Consider the following 16,268-nt stretch of genomic DNA (forward strand, 5'->3'; position numbering starts at 1 on the left):
GGAGCGGCTTTCGCCGCCCCGCGCCGTTGGTTGTTGGAACAGGAGGAGTAATGGAGCGGGACGGCTAGGTCGCCGCTAAAACGGCTTGCCTGACCTGGGCGAGGGTGGCGCGGCTGAAAACCTGGTTGTTCACTTTCACGCGTGGTGCGTTCGCCGTGTCGGACGTGCATCGGTGCTCGCAGTTGCCGCAACTCACGTGAACCACCGATCTCATCTTCGGGCTCAGAATCTGGTCGAACTGTTTCAGCCACGTGGCCTGGGTTTGGTTGCAATCGGCACCGGTGCAAATCGTCACATCTACTTTTTTCATTTCTGGTCTCTCCATCCATTCCGTTTGGGAATGCGCGGAATAGATCAAAAAGTATCGATATGGGTCAATCGAATAATCGATATATTTTCATCGAAATGTGTTTAGGCCTTTAACGACGGGCTTTCTTCGACCAATTTCTTTAGTTGGCGGAGGGCGATTTTGGGGTTTCCGAGGGTTCCGGGGCCGGCGATGCAACCGCCTTCGCACGACATCATCTCAACAAAGTTTCCGGTACAGGCCTTATTCGCCCAGAGCCGCATCTGGTTGATCGCCTTGCGGTCGATGCCATCGACGAGCACGGGGTGCAGGGCCGCATTGGCGGGCGCGAGCGATTGTACGGCGGTCGTTACGCCGCCACTGGCGGCAAAGCCGCGCCCCTCGCCGTGGACGTTTGCGCCAAGGGGGATTTCTTCGCATTCGAGCACATCGATTCCGGCGCCGACGAGCATGGCGCCGAGCTCCTCGAAGGTGAGCACCAAATCGACGTCCGGATTGCGGGTTGCTTCGACCCGCTTGGCGATGCACGGGCCAATGAAGACGGTCGCGGATTCGGGGTTTTTCGACCGGATGTGCGCCGCCGTGAAGGCCATCGGCGTTGGCGTGCCGGAAACATAGGGCTTCATTTCGGGCAGATGCTTTTCGACGGTTTCCATATAGGCCGGGCAGCAGGAAGTGGTCATGAAGCGCGCGCCTTCGCCCATCTTTTCCATCCACTCCGCGCTTTCGTGCCGCGTGGTTTCGTCGGCGCCTTCGGCCACCTCGGCAACGGCGGCAAAGCCGAGTTGCTTCAGCGCCGACACGAGCTGGGGCAGGGTGCCGGGCAACTGCCCGACCACGGAGGGGGCAACCATGGCCACGGCGGTGCCGGTCTGCAACTGCTTCAAGACATCGACCATCTGCGACATATCCGAAATCGCTGCGAAGGGGCACTCGCGCAGGCATTTGCCGCAGTAGGTGCACTTCGCATGGTCGATCACCTCGCGGCCGGTTGCCTCGTCCTTGCTGATGGCGCCGACGGGGCAGGCCTCCTCGCAGGGGATCGGGACGCGGATGATGGCGTGGTAGGGGCAGGCCTTCATGCAGAGGCCGCAGTTAACGCATTTGTCCGGGTTCAGCTCCGCCTTGCCTTTGCGGAACTCGATGGCGTCCTTGGGGCAGACGGCTTCGCAGGAGCGCGCGATGCAGCCCTTGCAGGCGTCGGTGGCGCTGTAGCGCGAGGTGACGCAGGCGCTGCAAGCCACATCGATGACCGTGAGTTTTGGATCGGCCGGAGCTTCGCGTTGCAGGGCGTCGTCGTAGTAGGCGCTGATGGGCTTGAGCTCGTCGGATTCGTTTTCAACGCCGAATCCGAGCGCGGCCATGGCGCGGTATTTGAGCACGGCACGATCCTTGTAGATGCAGCAACGCGAGGAATCGTTGGCGTTCTTCGGGCGCATTGCCAGCGGAATGCGGTTGAGCGCGTCGGCGGGTTGTTCGGTGAAAAAGGCGCGGGCAACCCGGACGAGGATTTCCTTGCGGAGACGGTTGGCTTTGTTGTCGTGGAACATGGTTTAGGCCTCCACTTCCAGGATGTCCCGCACGGCATCGAGCACCTTGGTCAGGTTGGCGTCGGAGATCACACGGTCGTCCACCATCACGAACGGCGCCCGGCCGTGGGCTTCGTCGTTGCACAGGCCGAGGCAGTGCGCCCCGGAAACCTCCACGAGTTCGCGCACATAGGGATCGAGCACTTCGTCGAGCGCAAGCAGGTGGGCGGCTCCCATCAGATAGCAGGTGGTGCCGGTACAGATGGACACGTTGACTTTTTTCATATGAACTCCAGTTTAACTTCCTTGAAATAGGTTGTTTCGAGAACGGTGGCGATGCGGCGCATCAGGCTTCGGCGGATTTCAAGCTCCACCGGCAGGTTGGGATCCTGGTGTGCCTGGTTGATCTTGGTGCCGACGAGGATTTGGATGACGTCGGAGTCGAGCAGCTGGTCGGCCAGCAAGACGGCGGCGTTTTCCTGCGCAGGCCGAGGCTTGCCGTCCAGCAGATTCAGGGTTTCCGTAAGTGTCAGGATGCCCTCGGTCACGAGATCAACGCCCTCGATGCGCGATACGGGCGGCAGGGTGGAGCGCCGGAAACGGAACAGGTCGGTTTCGATTTTTGCATTGAGTTCGCGCGCGACAATCTCAGCCGAGGTGCCGCCGCTGACGATGGTATGTCCGTCGAACGAACGGATGGTTTCGGCATAGTCGGCATCGCGCTTTTCCGAGAAGGGTGGCCCCGATGCGAGCAGGGTGCGGCGCGGCGTGCGGAAATAGAGCACGCCGCAGGTGATGTCGTCGTAGGCCTTGCGCTCGGGTTCCTTCTGCAGCGCGCCGCGCACCACCTGTTCGGCCAGCGTGCGGGCCGACATGCGCGGGTCGGCGCCAACCAGCTTCTGTGTGAACTCGGCGCAGCCCTGGATGCGCCAGCCGAGCGGATAGGTGGCCGAGCCCATGCCCGATTCCGTGACGCCGTCGCTGAAAAAGACAATGCGGTCTTCGGGGTGTGCATCGAAGCGGTAGACGCGCAGCCTGCGGTAGTCGCCCTGCGTGCTTCCATATTCCCGGCAATCGATTTCGATCGGCTCGCCGCCGCGCAGCAGGATGAACGGCGGGTTGCCCTGTTCAACGATTTGGACGCTGCCGTCGGGGCGGCAGTCGACCACGGTGAAGGTGGCATAGGCAATCTTGCGCACCTTGCAGACCGGCAGCGAATTCATGATGACTTTGGCATAATGCACAAAGTCGGTATCGGACTCCGCAAACTTGATCGCCATGCGTGCGGTCATGTTGGCTAGAATGTTGGCTTTCACGCCGCTGCCAAGCCCGTCGGAAAGCACCGTCAGCAGGCGGTTGTTCCTGGAATCCTTATGCACCATGAACGCATCGCCCGCCGTGTGCTGCGAATGCTTCCGCACCTGGTGGAATTCCAGTTCCTTGAACAGGTTTGTTTTACCCCCCGCTTCGCTGGAGGCACGGAAGCACGGAGAGGTTTCGGTTGCTCCGAGTCGTAGCGTCCCCGCGGTGGAATATTCTCTGTTGCTAGACATTGGTTTTGTCCGTGGTTGAATCGGCATAGTCGTCGGCGATGGAGCGGAGGAGGATTTCGGTGTCGGCCATGTGCTCGCCGAGTTTGCAGGCGATGTCCTGTACGGTGGCCATGTTTTTATCGATCACCTCGCGCGCCTTTTGGGCAATCAGCTCGCGCCGGTTTTCCGTTTGGGTAACGTCGAGGATGATCCCGCCGACGGTCTTGCCGGTTTCGATCGGGAAGATGGTCACATTGAGCAGGCGGTCTTCTTCGCGCAGGGTGTCGGTGCGGAATTCGCGGCCGGTGCGGTTGACCTGTTCGAAGAGGTCGGCGAACGCGAGGATCTTGCGCAGGTCGGCGCCTTCGAGCCCGGGCTTGGCAGTATAGCCCAGCAAGGTGTCGGCCCCGGCGGTGCGCGCAAAGTTTTCGTTGCACTCGACGATGTGCAGCGTGTCGTCGACAATCACGACGCCCGACGGCATGCAGCGCAGCAGCGCATTGGCCTTTTTTTGCGCGAGCTTGCGCAGGTGCGAGAGGCACATGTCTGGCTCGGCCTTCTGGGTGAGCAACGCCTGTGCAAAGGTCCGGCAGGTTTCGTAGCCGCATCCGCCACAGTTGAGCTCGTCCTCGGCCTTGTGCTTGCCCACGCGCCGGAGCGCTTCGCGGATGAGGGGTTCGTCCTGCACATCGAGATATTGCGGGGCCGGGGCAAACCGGTGCGCAACCGCTTTGGCCGGCAGGGTGCCGGGGGGGTGCGCATGTGCGCGTCTGCGCACCGCGAGCTCCCCGGAGAGGATCGGTTGCTTTCTGTTGGTTTGCGGCCCGCCAATGCAGCCGCCGGGGCAGGCGAGCGCCTCCAGGAAGACCGGCTCTGGAAGGGTTGATGGATCGAGGTTTTCAAGCGTTTGGAAAACCGCGTCCATGCCGCTGGTCGCAATCAGTTGCACGTTGTGTAGCTTATAGTCTTCGAGCGTGCGGTTCATGCCGCCGGCCACGGGATACAGCGCGCCGTGCGCGGCGTTGGCTGGTTCAAATTCATGGGCGGGGGCAAGCGATGGATCGACCTGCTCGTCCTCCAGCCATTGGGCCAGGTCGCGGAAGGTGAGGGCAATGTCGGTGAAGCCCTCAACGTCATCGCACTCGCACTTTTTGGCGATGCACGGGCCGAAGAAGACGACGGCGCAATCGCCGCCGTAGTGTTGCTTCAGCATGCGGGCATGCGACTGCATCGGGCTGAGCATGGGCGTCAGGTTGGCCGTGAACTCCGGCTGGTATTTGCGGATGTGGTCGACCACCACCGGGCAGGCGGTTGAAATATGCAGCCCGGGCCGCGCATGCCGCAAACTTTCGGAGAGGGCGAGGGTGACGGACTCCGCCCCAAGGGCGGTTTCGCTGACGGCATGGAAGCCGAGTTGTTTGAGCGCACCGGCCATGGACGTGGATTCAACCTCCGGCCACGCGCCGGCAAACGAAGGGGCCAGCGATGCAACCACCCTCCGATTGCGCTTCAGCAGGCTCTTGGCCCGAACCAGGTCGTTCCTCACTTTTTTGGCGCCGGCCGGGCAGGTGTGCACGCAAATGCCGCAGGCGATGCAGCGCTCGGGAATGACAGCCGCGCGGCCATTCTCGATCTTGATGGCCTTAACAGGGCAACGCCGTACGCACTTGTAGCAGTCGCGGCAGTCCGTCTTTTCGGTGTAAATGGGGTAACTTCGGTTCATGGGTTCTTTCGTGATGAGTGACGGTTGAGTCGTGATCTGGTTGGGCTTCGAGTCGATGTGCTCACGTCTCACGTTTCAATCGTCACGCCGGAAAAGTGGAACTCGAGGAGGTCGAGCAGGGTGCCGGTATCGACCTCGTGGTAAAGGTTTCCATTGATTTCCAGATTAGGGCCGCGCCCGCATTCGCCCCGGCAACGGCAGCCGGAAAACCGGACCTCCGCATCGATACGGTTGCCGTGCAGATAGTTTTCAATCAGCTCCAAATGGTCCCGGTTTCCGCGGGCGAAACAGGAGCTTCCCATACAAATTACAATCATCTTTTCCATGCCACGCCTCTCGAAATAATGCCGCCAAAAGATAGATTGGTATCGATAGTAGTCAATCGATAAAAAAATATTTATTTAGGATTGCGCTGGTTTTTCGGGGGGCGTATACAAGGCGGCTCAATTCGATATTCATTTATCGAATGAAGACCTAAATTTGAATAAATCCCCCATTTTCGGGGTAAAACAGCAACCAGGAGATAAGGAAAAATGACAACTGTACAGAACGATCAGTTGGAGGAAATGGTGGCCCGCGTGAAGGCGGCCCAGATGGAATATGCGGAATACCCGCAGGATAAGGTGGATGCCATTTTCCGCAAAGCGGCGATCGCGGCCAACGTGGCGCGCATCGACCTTGCGAAAAAGGCCGTTGCCGAAACCGGCATGGGCATCGTGGAGGACAAGGTGACCAAAAACCACTTTGCGTCCGAATTCATCTACAACAAATACAAGGACATGAAAACCTGCGGCGTGCTGGAGCACGACGAAACCTACGGGATCACGAAAATCGCCGAGCCGATCGGGATCATTGCCGGCGTCGTCCCGACCACCAACCCAACCTCCACCGCCATCTTCAAGGCGTTGATCTCGCTGAAAACGCGCAACGGTATCATCTTTTCGCCGCATCCCCGCGCCAAGGACTGCACGGCGGAAGCCGCCGCGATTGTGCGCGAAGCCGCCGAGGAGGCCGGCGCACCGGCTGGGCTGATCGCCTGCATCGAAGCGCCGTCGGTGGCACTGAGCAACGCGCTGATGAGCCACCCGGACATTGCGCTGATCCTCGCAACGGGCGGCCCCGGCATGGTGAAGGCGGCCTATAGCTCCGGCAAGCCGGCACTCGGGGTGGGGGCGGGGAATACCCCGGCGGTGATCGACGAAACCGCCTGCATCAAAACGGCCGTCAACAGCATCCTGATCTCCAAGACCTTCGACAACGGCGTCATCTGCGCCTCCGAACAGAGTGTGGTCGTCGTGGATTCCGTCTACGAAGAGGTGAAGGACGAGTTCGCGAAACGCGGTGCCACAATCCTGACCGCTGCGCAAAAAAAGAAGGTTGGCGAAACCATCATGGTCGATGGCCACCTTAACGCGAAAATCGTCGGTCAACCGGCCTCCGCGATTGCCGAGCTTGCGGGCATCAAGGTCAAGGAAGCCACCAAGGTGCTCATTGGCGAAGCCACGAAAGTCGGGCCGGACGAGCCGTTCTCCTATGAAAAACTCAGTCCCGTGCTGGGGCTCTACAAGGCCGCGGACTTTGCCGATGCCTTGGATCGGGCCGAAGCGCTCGTGGCGGCCGGCGGGATTGGCCACACGTCGGTGCTTTATACCGATCCGCTCAACCAGGATCGCATCCGCGACTTTGGCGCCATGATGAAGACGGGCCGCATCCTGGTGAACACGCCGAGTTCGCAGGGGGCGATCGGCGATCTCTACAACTTTAAACTCGAGCCTTCCCTGACGCTGGGTTGCGGAAGCTGGGGCGGTAACTCGGTCAGCGAAAACGTGGGAGTGAAACACCTGATGAATGTCAAAACGGTCGCGGAGCGCCGCGAAAACACCCTTTGGTTCAATGTGCCGAAGAATATCTACTTCAAGTATGGCTGCCTGCCGCTGGCGCTGAAGGATCTGTGCGGAAGCAAACGCGCCATGATCGTGACCGACAAGCCGCTGATGGAGCTGGGGCTGGTGGATAAGGTAACCGATGCGCTTCAGGCCATCGGCATGGATTATGAAATCTTCTACGAGGTGAAGCCGGATCCCGATCTGAGTACCGTCAAGGCCGGACTTAAAATGATGAACGGCTACAAACCCGATGTCATCATTGCGCTCGGCGGCGGCTCGCCGATGGACGCGGCCAAGATCATGTGGCTGATGTATGAAAGCCCGGAAACCAAGTTCGAGGACTTGGCGATGCGTTTCATGGACATCAAAAAACGCATCTGCACCTTCCCCGAACTGGGCAAGAAAGCCAAGATGGTCTGTATTCCGACCACGAGCGGAACCGGCTCGGAAGTCACTCCGTTCGCCGTCGTTACCGACGACGAAACCGGCGCAAAATATCCAATTGCCGACTATGCCCTCACGCCGGACATGGCCATCTGCGATCCGGAACTGGTGATGGGCATGCCGAAGTCGTTGACGGCGTTTGGCGGAATTGATGCGGTGACCCACGCCCTTGAGGCGATGGTCAGCATCGTCAGTTCCGAGTTCACCAACCCGCAGGCGCTCGAAGCGCTGCGCTTGCTGTTCAAGTATCTGCCGGAGTCCTATGCAACGGGCGACCGCAAGGCGCGCGAAAAGGTGCACTATGCCGCCACGCTCGCCGGCATGAGCTTTGCGAACGCCTTCCTGGGCATCTGCCACTCGCTGGCGCACAAGCTCGGCGCGGCCTACCACCTGCCGCACGGCATGGCCAATGCGCTGATGATCAACGAGGTGATCAGGTTCAACGCCACGGACAACCCGATCAAGCAGGCCGCCTTTTCGCAATATAGCTGGCCAACCGCCAAGGAGCGTTATGCCCGCGTGGCCGACTACCTCGGTCTTGGTGGAACCACCAACGACCAAAAGGTGAAGTTGCTGATCAAGGCGATCGACGAGTTGAAGGCCAAGCTTGGCATTCCGAAAAGCATCAAGCAGGCCGGTGTGGACGAAAAGGATTTCTACGCCAACCTCGACAAGCTGTCCGAAAATGCATTCGACGACCAGTGCACCGGCGCCAACCCGCGCTACCCGCTGATCAGCGAGCTCAAGGAACTCTACATCAAGGCGTATAACGCCTAAATAATCCTAAGCACGAAAGACCCAAACCCTAAACAAGATCCAATCCCAAAATGAGAAATCGAAAACGTCCTCGTTTGGGAATTCGGATTTAAAGGTTGGCGGTCTGTTTAGTCCCTCTCTATTCAAATCCTATCATGTTTGCGACGGATTTTTTACCACAGAGGACACGGAGGCACAGAGGAATGGGATCTCTCTGTGTCTCGGTGATCTCTAGCGTAGCGGGTGGTAAAATTTGGTTCCGGCTCCGTCGGGTTAGGATTTAGAGATTCGGTTTACGTTTTCCGGCGCTTGCGCCGGTCGTTCTCCTCCGGCGGGACGTTTGCGCGTTCCGCTTCCTCCGCCCCTCCCCGGATTCCCGTTCCGGGGAGGGGTTTTTGTTTTACCCCACGGAAAAATTCACGATCGTGAATTTTTCCGTGGGGTCCTGGATAGGATTCGCGGTTGCCTGTTGCTTGGTTTTCAATAAGAATGCGTTGGATGGAAACCATTGAAGACATTGGGCAGCTCCCTGAACTGGACAACGATACGATCCATATCTGGGGTGTGCATGTACCCGGGGTGCTGGATCGGCTGGAGGCGCTGCAGGCCGGGCTCTGTGTCGCCGAACGGGAAAAAGCCGCGCGGTTCCTTCGTGAGAGCGACCGGCAGTCGTCCATTGCCTCGCGTGGCGCGCTCCGGGTTTTGCTTTCGGTCTACACCGGAGTTCCCTCCAACGAGATTGCGTTTGGATATTCGGATAACGGGAAGCCGTATCTGGAATATGGCGCAGGCTTTCCTGCCTGCGCCGGGCAGGCTGGAAAGCCTGCCCCACATAGTAAATGTCCTCCCTCAGAGGTGGCTTTCAACGTCTCCCATTCCGGCGAATGGGTGGTACTGGCTTTCGGACGGAACCGCCAGATTGGTGTTGATGTTGAAAAGATTCGTCGGGAAATGGATGTGATGGCTATTGCATCGCGTTATTTCACGCCGGAGGAGTGTGCCGGGATCGAGGGCGCGGAAGATATCCATGCGGCCTTTTTCCACTATTGGTCGCGCAAGGAGGCCTACATCAAGGCCTGTGGTTCTGCGCTCTTCCGCGAACTCAGCACCTTCGCCGTTCCGTGCGAGGATGGCGAGAAGGGCGGCTGGCATTTCCGGCGATTGGACGCCGGCTCGAACTATGCATCGGCCGTCGTCTCGGACCGTCCCCTTGGCAACCTGCCGTGTTATGACTTCAGCCTGCTGGAATGGCGAATGTGAACCATCCGACGCGATGCCGCTACGACAATCCCCATTTGTCGGCAATGTAGCCTTTCTGGGTGGTGAGCAGATTCATGTAAAGCATTTCGAGGTCTCGGGCGCTTTCGTCGTTGGTGCGCATCCATTCGGCCAGCCATCCGTAGCGGATGGCTATTACCAGGTCGATGAACCATTCCCACGATTCCGGTGAAAAGATCGCGGCCGCGCTGGTTTTCTTGATTAATGTACCCGTGAAGTCGCCTATGAGTGCGTCCGGATTATCGAACCCTATGCATCCGACCAGCAGGGCGGCATCGTAGGCTTCCGGCTTCAGTCCACAGAATTCCCAGTCGATCACCGACTGGATCGATTTTTCTCCCCAAATGATATTCAACGGGTGGAAGTCGCCGTGGCAGAAGCTGGTCGGCGCTTTTCCGAGTTTTGGGAAAAGGTTTTTTTCGAGGTTGTTAAAGACCGGTTCGAGGGCTTCCGCAAGTTCGTTCCGATGTTTACGGAAGACCTCCGTCCGGCGTTTCACAAAGTCGGCGATGGAAAACAGCGGGCCTACATTCTGCAACGGGGACGGTTCTGAGATGAGTTGCATTTTAATCAGGTGGTGTGCCATGGCCTCGGCCCGCCAGCTTTCCTCCAGCCAATTCTTCCGGTTTAGTGGAATTCCGGCAACATGCGGGCGTAGCATGCACAGGCGTCCGGCATAGCAGGTGATCAGCTGGCCGAGCGTATTGCGTTCATAGGGATGGATGCCGTCGAGTCCGCGGGTCTTGAGCGTTTCCATGGTTTCCGCGATGGCCAGTTTGCGTGAGTAGCTTTCTTCCGCAACTTCTTCCAGAACCCATCGTCGGCCTTCCGTGTCGGTTATGGCCTTTCGGGAAACGGTTCTTTCCGGGCTTCCAGGAAGCTCGACTGCATCCTGCGTATCGGCCGGTTCCAGCCTCCAGTTCCGGAGTATTTTCGTATAGTGACCAAGTTCCATTTGCTAGTACTTTTTACTAAAATCCGGGTTAAATCAAGCTCCGGAAGATTCCGTGTTTTTTTTTGAATCAATTCGGTTGACGCTTTAGGACCGATCCGTATACTACGCGCTTCCTTTTTACAGGAAGGCGACTTAGCTCAGTTGGTAGAGCAGCGGATTGAAAATCCGCGTGTCCCCAGTTCAACTCTGGGAGTCGCCACCACCTTAAACCCCTAATTCATAACGAGTTAGGGGTTTTTTATTTTACCTGCCTGTGAATGCCCCAACTCTGCAAAAAAGGCGAGAATTGCAGGGTTTGGCACCTAAAACTTTGCAACAAGTCTGCAACGAGATTCCCTGGAGGACGTCGTCGCTCTTATTTTTTTCGCTCTCCCCAAAAGGCTCTCCACCAAATACGGGGCAAGGGCGCTTTCTGATTCCCCGACCATGCTGAACAAACAGGGAGCAAGACGTTCGTAGAGTCGATATGCCGTTATCGCAACGTTGGAGGGTGAGAGGTTAAGGGTTCCGTCCATTCGAAGGTGTCGGACGTTCACAACGTCGTTCGTTCAACGTCTGAAAGACGAACGTCCATGGGATCAGGCAACGTATGGAGTTCAGTTCGGCGTACGCAAATCGTATCGTTTCATATCGTCTGAAGAGGCGGATATAGAACGCGTATGTAGGCAGGGGGATAGTTGGCGGTTTCGTTCGCGCGTGCGCGTGCGCGCGAGAGACTGAAGTCGAGTACAGGACGGAAGTTCATGCGTTGACGCATGATTTGAACTATTCGACTGACGTACTGGATAACGACGTTGCGAAAACATGGCACTCATACGCTTGGGTGCGAGTCATGAAGTAACGACGTTTGTTGCATCGCCCTGAGTTAAGGGATATGACGTCGTATGGGAACAAGATGGATAGTTGGTACACCCGCAGAACTCGCCTTTGGAACCCTTTTTGACGCAAAGGTAACCCCGTCTGCAGGTCGGGCATATGGCGATTTCCCCCGGGTTGTTGAAGTATTTCGAGTAATCGCAAAGCGGGTAGTTCTCGCAGGTGACGAAGTCGTGGTCGCCATTGTTCTTAATGAAAATCTTCCCATGGCAATCCGGGCAAGTGGCCAGGTCGGATGTGGTGTCCTCCAGTTCCCGAACAAAAGATGACGCCTTCTGCCGATCCGACAGGATGAATACCTTGTGTCTGGCGCGGGTGACGGCCACGTAAAACAGTCGTCGTTCCTCGGCGTTGGGGAAACGTTCCTTGTCGGAAAGCACCACTTCCAATACGGGGTCGTCAGCGGTATTGCCGTGGCCAAGGCTGTAAAGGTCGGAGGCGGGCAACTCCGGAGTCTGGTGGTTAAGGCCGGTGGTGATAGGCTGTTGACCGGAGGCGCACGTGTTGGCGGTAAGTTTGTAAAAGGTGCTGGTTGGTGGCTGGCCATCGGCCTGACTGCGGCTGATCTCATTGACCACAGGCACACCGTCAGCGTTAACCGCCCGGTGCTTGAGCGCAGCCTGAACGAATATCTCGATGAGTTGGTCCAGTTAACTCTGTATGACTCGCAAACAGGTATCGTGCCTGTTATCGACGGTGTTCAGCGCGATGTTCTCAGCCGGATTGAAGCCAAGGACGAAAGTGAAAGGAGATAGCGTGAAGGTTATTCAAATGAAAAATGGAGGTCGGGGTGATCCTGACTTCCACCGCATGCGCTCTTTGCTTGCGTGTGCCGGAAAAGACAAAATGCGTCCAGAACTCCATTATATCCTCGTTGAAAAGACGAAGGGCGGGGTGTATGCGGTTGGTTGCGATGGACTGCGGCTCCGTCGGGATCTGTTCAGGATCAAGGCGGAGCCCGGCCTGTATGAGATTAAGGTAAACAACAGCCGGGAGATCCGGCTTGTGCCCAGTCCGGTGAAGGTACGCTATCCAGAATACCGTAAAATCATCCCGAGTCATGAATCTGAATCCACGTATAGTACCGTAGGCAAAAGCTCGCGGTTTGCCATGTGGGTCGGGGCGGCGTTGGGGTGTTATGTTGATCCAAAGCTAGTACCTATTGCGCATGATGAATACGGTGAGATTCATGTCCAGAAGACAGACGGTGGTATCATGCCTCTGGTGTTCCAGAATGACCACACTCTGGTTGTGGTCATGCCGATGAAGCTGGATGGCCATGTCGGGGAGCAACTCGATCGAATGCAATTAGACCGGTTACGCCGACAACGGAAAATGAAAGTGACTAAATCCAGTAACAAAAAAGAACCCACCCCATGGTGGACAACGTTGGTAAGGCGCAAGGCGGCCTAGGCCGCCGGGAAGAAGGCGGTGGAATACCCATCCCTTCTTTTTTGCTGACGAAAAATGGACTATGGGGTTGTAGGCACCCTAAGTTCAAATCCAACCGGGCCGACCAGCATTCGGGATAGCGATGCAAAAAGCAAAAAGCGGGACAACTGGTCTCATGTTCTGGTGAGTATTTTGCAACATGCTGAAGGGGTGAGGTTTAACCTCGCGGAGAAAAGGTTCGCATTGCCATAGCGATCGGTACCTTACTGGATGGAGAGTCGTTTTTAGAAGGTTCGCATCGCTGTCCAACCGGGCCGACCAGGTACTTCATGTTTAGGCGCTGGGACATCCAGTTCGCGAAGCGATGACGCAAATTCTACCACTGGACTGTTTAGATTCTTAAATTTACAGCGTATTCATATCTAATGCGGCTACACAGCAGTTAATTAAGAATGGAGATTTAAGAATTAAGAATGGTCGGTCTGTGACAGCTTCAAATAGAAAAAAGGCCAACGCCGACTGAGTTCCACCATTCTTAATTCTACATTCTTAACTCTTCATTGGGTTGATGTTGCAATAGACGTTGTTGGTTTAGGAACGCAAAATGGATAGAAGTGAGAATGGAAGGAACTAATGCAAGGGGAGTCGCGCGAAGGTGAGTTTAATTTTTACAAAGGAGCTGAAATGAGAAAATATCTATGGGGATTTGGGAGTCTGCTTTTGTTTGTGGTGGCCGTACATGCGGGCCGGGCGCCGAATATAATTTATATTTTAACCGATGATCTGGGGTATGGAGATCTGAGCTGTAACGGGCAGACGCACTTTCAGACGCCGAATATTGACCGTCTGGCCGCTGAAGGGATGACCTTTACGGATCACTATTCCGGGGCCACGGTCTGTGCGCCGTCGCGTTGTGCGCTGTTGACCGGTAAGCATACCGGACATGCGGTCGTACGGGGCAACTCCGAATTTCTGCCGGAGGGGCAGCAGCCGATGCCGGCCGACACCTACACGATGGCGCACATGCTGCAAAAGGCGGGCTACTCCACCGGGCTGTTCGGCAAATGGGGACTGGGTGCACCGGGAACCGCCAGCGAGCCGCTGAAAATGGGCTTCGATCGTTTCTACGGCTATAACTGCCAGCGTCAGGCCCACCATTATTATCCCTATTTCCTGTGGGACGATGATCAGCGTGAAATGCTGTGGGGCAATTTCGGCCTGGAAACAGAAGATTATGCGCCGACGCTCATTCACGATGAGGTCATGGAATTTATCGAGGAGAACAAGGATCAGCCGTTCTATTGTTTCTATGCTGTGGTTCAGCCGCACGCCGAAATGTTCGCTCCCGAGGAATACATGGAAAAATATCGTGGTAAGTTTCTGCCCGAAAGTTCCTATGAAGGGACGGATGACGGCCCGAACTTCCGTAAATATGCCTATGGGTCTCAGCCGGAAGCCCACGCCGCCTTTGCGGCAATGGTGCACAATATCGATGATTATGTCGGCGATATTACCGCCAAGCTGACGGAGCTGGGCATTGCTGACGATACTCTGATCGTTTTTACGTCCGACAACGGGCCGCATCAGGAAGGCGGTCATGATCCGGCCTACTTTAATTCCAACGGTTCGCAGCGCGGCTTCAAGCGCGATCTATACGAGGGCGGTATTCATGTGCCGATGATTGCATGGTGGCCGGGCAAGGTTGCAGCCGCCTCCAGTACGGACCATCTCTCCGCATTCTGGGATATGATGCCGACCGCCGCCGAAATGGCGGGTGTGGGGGCGCCGGACAACATTGACGGTGTGTCCTTCCTACCCACCCTGATGGGGAATAAGGAGCAGAAGGAGCACGAATACCTCTACTGGGAATTCCACGAAAAGAAAGGGCGCGTTGCGATCCGTAAGGGGAATTGGAAGGGTGTGCGCTATGACGTAGCCGTGGATGCAAATTCACCACTGGAGCTTTACGACCTCGCTTCCGATCCACAGGAAGCAAACAACGTGGCGGGGCAGCATCCTGAGGTGGTGGCTGAGCTCGATGCACTGATTAAAGGAGCGCGTACCGTTTCGCCGGTGGAAAAATTTAACTTTCCGCTGAAACGGAATTCCGGCAATGCCGCCCGCGCGCATGAAAAGAAATAAGGAACAGAAAATGAAAAAATATATGCTCACTGCAATGCTTGTTATGGGTGCTGTGTCGGTCATGGCGATGGGCCGTCCGGTTCAGGAAACGCTGGCGCAGACGCCGCCGATGGGTTGGAACAGTTTCGACAGCTATGGGGTCTACCTGCACGAAGAAGCGGCTTTTGCAAACCTCGAGGCGATGGCGGAGAAACTAAAACCGCATGGTTATGAATATTTCGTTATTGATAATGGCTGGTTCGGGGAATACACGCTGCAGGAAGGTACGATCTTCCCTGCGGAAAAGCATGCGCACGATATTCGGATCAACGAATATGGACACTTCCAACCTTCGGAAGTTTATTTTCCGGGAGGACTAAAACCGATCGCCGACCGTGCTCATGAGTTGGGCCTGAAATTCGGCGTCCATCTGATGCGCGGAATCCCGCGTAAAGCGGTGGAACAGAATCTGCCGATCAAAGGAACAAAATATACGGCGCGCGATATCGCCAATACGGATCCGGAGGAAAACTGCGTCTGGTGTCACTATTGTTATGCGGTCGATATGAGCAAGCCGGGCGCGCAGGAATGGTATGACGGCCTGATTCAGCATATCGCCGACATGGGCGTGGATATGATTAAATACGACGATATCGTGCCGCACCCCGACGAGGTTGAAGCGGTCGCCAAAGCGATTAAAAAGACCGGCAAACCGATGCTGCTAAGCCTTTCACCGGGCGGAACGGTGGATCCGGAAGCCATCGACTTTTTCCGCATGGGCAACATGCTGCGGGTCACGCCCGATGTCTGGGACGAGCAGAAGTATATCGACCTCTGTTTTGCGGCCTGGCGCAAATGGCAGGGCAAGGAGCAACCCGGTTTCTGGATTGATATGGATATGATTCCGTTCGGTCAGCTGCAGCTGATGTCTCCGCCGAGTACAGATGGAAAGAAGACGGTGATGGATAAGGGCGACGTTGCGTTGGCCGGCAAAGGCGTGCATCGTCAATGCCAGCTGACGAAACCGCAGATGAAAACCTTTATCACCATGCGGGCGATGGCCGCGTCGCCCCTGATGATGGGCGGGGATCTGCCGACGCTAGACGACTTTTCGTTGATGCTGATCACCGATCCCGACATGCTCGCCTGCAACCAGAATGGCGTGATGGGATCATTGATGTTGGAAAAGGATGGCCTGGAAACCTGGAAAGCGGATAAAAAGGGCACGAATGGAGAAGGCTGGATCGGGATCTTCAACCGTCAGGACAAGAAGGTCGAATTTGAACTGAATGCGGAACGCCTCGGTTTGCATGGTGCGGATTACACGCTCATGGAAGTCTGGAGCGATGATGAAAAGAGTCTGGGCCAGAAGATCAAGTTGAATCCAAACGGCGTGCTATTTGTTAAGTTCAGCCGTTAGGCTGACTGTATAAAATTTTCACGTTTCACGCGGCACACTTTCGTTAAGA

At 56.6% G+C, this 16,268-nt stretch carries 13 protein-coding genes and 1 tRNA gene; 6 read left to right on the forward strand and 8 right to left on the reverse strand.

Annotation, left to right across the window (positions count from 1 at the left end):
• Window positions 1-64: 64 nt before the first annotated feature.
• From E9954_RS16750 to E9954_RS16775, 6 genes are all read right to left on the reverse strand, one after another.
• A complete protein-coding gene (locus E9954_RS16750; RefSeq protein WP_136080458.1) occupies window positions 65-310 on the reverse strand; it encodes a hypothetical protein in 246 nt (81 codons plus the stop codon).
• Window positions 311-411: 101 nt separating this feature from the next.
• On the reverse strand, window positions 412-1,857 hold the full coding sequence (locus E9954_RS16755; RefSeq protein ID WP_136080459.1) for a monomeric [FeFe] hydrogenase: 1,446 nt from the start codon (window positions 1,855-1,857) through the stop codon (window positions 412-414).
• 3 nt (window positions 1,858-1,860) lie between these two features.
• Window positions 1,861-2,121 carry an NAD(P)H-dependent oxidoreductase subunit E gene (locus E9954_RS16760; protein ID WP_136080460.1) on the reverse strand — a complete coding sequence of 87 codons (261 nt, stop codon included), beginning with the start codon at window positions 2,119-2,121 and terminating at the stop codon, window positions 1,861-1,863.
• Window positions 2,118-3,389, reverse strand: coding sequence for a SpoIIE family protein phosphatase (locus E9954_RS16765; RefSeq protein WP_136080461.1), 1,272 nt, complete (start codon window positions 3,387-3,389; stop codon window positions 2,118-2,120). Before E9954_RS16765 ends, E9954_RS16760 begins: the two co-directional genes overlap by 4 nt.
• Window positions 3,382-5,091, reverse strand: a complete 1,710-nt coding sequence (locus E9954_RS16770) for a [Fe-Fe] hydrogenase large subunit C-terminal domain-containing protein (RefSeq protein WP_136080462.1) — start codon at window positions 5,089-5,091, stop codon at window positions 3,382-3,384. Before E9954_RS16770 ends, E9954_RS16765 begins: the two co-directional genes overlap by 8 nt.
• Window positions 5,092-5,159: 68 nt before the next feature.
• Entirely contained in the window at window positions 5,160-5,492 is a 333-nt protein-coding gene (locus E9954_RS16775; RefSeq protein ID WP_342793824.1) for a (2Fe-2S) ferredoxin domain-containing protein, read from the reverse strand.
• A gap of 132 nt (window positions 5,493-5,624) precedes the next feature.
• Here E9954_RS16775 and adhE point away from each other — a divergent pair, with 132 nt between their 5' ends.
• Together adhE and E9954_RS16785 are read left to right on the forward strand one after the other, a co-directional pair.
• On the forward strand, window positions 5,625-8,198 hold the full coding sequence (adhE, locus tag E9954_RS16780) for a bifunctional acetaldehyde-CoA/alcohol dehydrogenase (RefSeq protein ID WP_136080464.1): 2,574 nt from the start codon (window positions 5,625-5,627) through the stop codon (window positions 8,196-8,198).
• Between the two features lie 477 nt (window positions 8,199-8,675).
• Complete coding sequence (locus tag E9954_RS16785; RefSeq protein WP_168442342.1) at window positions 8,676-9,437, forward strand: 4'-phosphopantetheinyl transferase family protein; 762 nt, start codon at window positions 8,676-8,678, stop codon at window positions 9,435-9,437.
• Window positions 9,438-9,456: 19 nt separating this feature from the next.
• Here the strand turns inward: E9954_RS16785 and E9954_RS16790 are convergent, their stop codons facing one another.
• On the reverse strand, window positions 9,457-10,410 hold the full coding sequence (locus tag E9954_RS16790) for an aminoglycoside phosphotransferase family protein (protein ID WP_136080466.1): 954 nt from the start codon (window positions 10,408-10,410) through the stop codon (window positions 9,457-9,459).
• Window positions 10,411-10,536: 126 nt separating this feature from the next.
• Between E9954_RS16790 and E9954_RS16795 the strand changes: the two genes are divergently transcribed.
• A tRNA-Phe gene (locus tag E9954_RS16795) sits at window positions 10,537-10,612 on the forward strand.
• 628 nt (window positions 10,613-11,240) lie between these two features.
• On the opposite strand, the gene E9954_RS16800 is transcribed toward E9954_RS16795, so the two are convergent.
• Window positions 11,241-11,864: a topoisomerase DNA-binding C4 zinc finger domain-containing protein gene (locus E9954_RS16800; RefSeq protein WP_136080467.1), complete on the reverse strand. Its 624-nt coding sequence runs from the start codon at window positions 11,862-11,864 to the stop codon at window positions 11,241-11,243.
• A gap of 178 nt (window positions 11,865-12,042) precedes the next feature.
• Here E9954_RS16800 and E9954_RS16805 point away from each other — a divergent pair, with 178 nt between their 5' ends.
• From E9954_RS16805 to E9954_RS16815, 3 genes are all read left to right on the forward strand, one after another.
• Window positions 12,043-12,699 (forward strand): hypothetical protein, encoded by a 657-nt coding sequence (locus E9954_RS16805; protein WP_136080468.1) that lies wholly within the window; start codon window positions 12,043-12,045, stop codon window positions 12,697-12,699.
• A 663-nt stretch (window positions 12,700-13,362) separates the two neighbouring features.
• The gene (locus E9954_RS16810) at window positions 13,363-14,820 is read left to right on the forward strand and encodes an arylsulfatase (RefSeq protein WP_136080469.1); all 1,458 of its coding nucleotides are present in this window, start codon (window positions 13,363-13,365) and stop codon (window positions 14,818-14,820) included.
• Window positions 14,821-14,830: 10 nt separating this feature from the next.
• Window positions 14,831-16,219: a glycoside hydrolase family 27 protein gene (locus tag E9954_RS16815; protein ID WP_136080470.1), complete on the forward strand. Its 1,389-nt coding sequence runs from the start codon at window positions 14,831-14,833 to the stop codon at window positions 16,217-16,219.
• The last annotated feature ends 49 nt before the right edge of the window (window positions 16,220-16,268 follow it).

The sequence above is a fragment of the Pontiella desulfatans genome, from assembly GCF_900890425.1.
In the GTDB taxonomy this organism is placed as follows: Bacteria; Verrucomicrobiota; Kiritimatiellia; order Kiritimatiellales; family Pontiellaceae; genus Pontiella; species Pontiella desulfatans.

Coding starts and splice junctions, on each gene's coding strand:
- E9954_RS16770 (WP_136080462.1), bottom strand. CDS start 5,091: ATGAACCGAAGTTACCCCATTTACACCGAAAAGACGGACTGCCGCGAC.
- E9954_RS16785 (WP_168442342.1), top strand. CDS start 8,676: ATGGAAACCATTGAAGACATTGGGCAGCTCCCTGAACTGGACAACGAT.
- E9954_RS16810 (WP_136080469.1), top strand. CDS start 13,363: ATGAGAAAATATCTATGGGGATTTGGGAGTCTGCTTTTGTTTGTGGTG.
- adhE (WP_136080464.1), top strand. CDS start 5,625: ATGACAACTGTACAGAACGATCAGTTGGAGGAAATGGTGGCCCGCGTG.
- E9954_RS16760 (WP_136080460.1), bottom strand. CDS start 2,121: ATGAAAAAAGTCAACGTGTCCATCTGTACCGGCACCACCTGCTATCTG.
- E9954_RS16755 (WP_136080459.1), bottom strand. CDS start 1,857: ATGTTCCACGACAACAAAGCCAACCGTCTCCGCAAGGAAATCCTCGTC.
- E9954_RS16815 (WP_136080470.1), top strand. CDS start 14,831: ATGAAAAAATATATGCTCACTGCAATGCTTGTTATGGGTGCTGTGTCG.
- E9954_RS16790 (WP_136080466.1), bottom strand. CDS start 10,410: ATGGAACTTGGTCACTATACGAAAATACTCCGGAACTGGAGGCTGGAA.
- E9954_RS16765 (WP_136080461.1), bottom strand. CDS start 3,389: ATGTCTAGCAACAGAGAATATTCCACCGCGGGGACGCTACGACTCGGA.
- E9954_RS16750 (WP_136080458.1), bottom strand. CDS start 310: ATGAAAAAAGTAGATGTGACGATTTGCACCGGTGCCGATTGCAACCAA.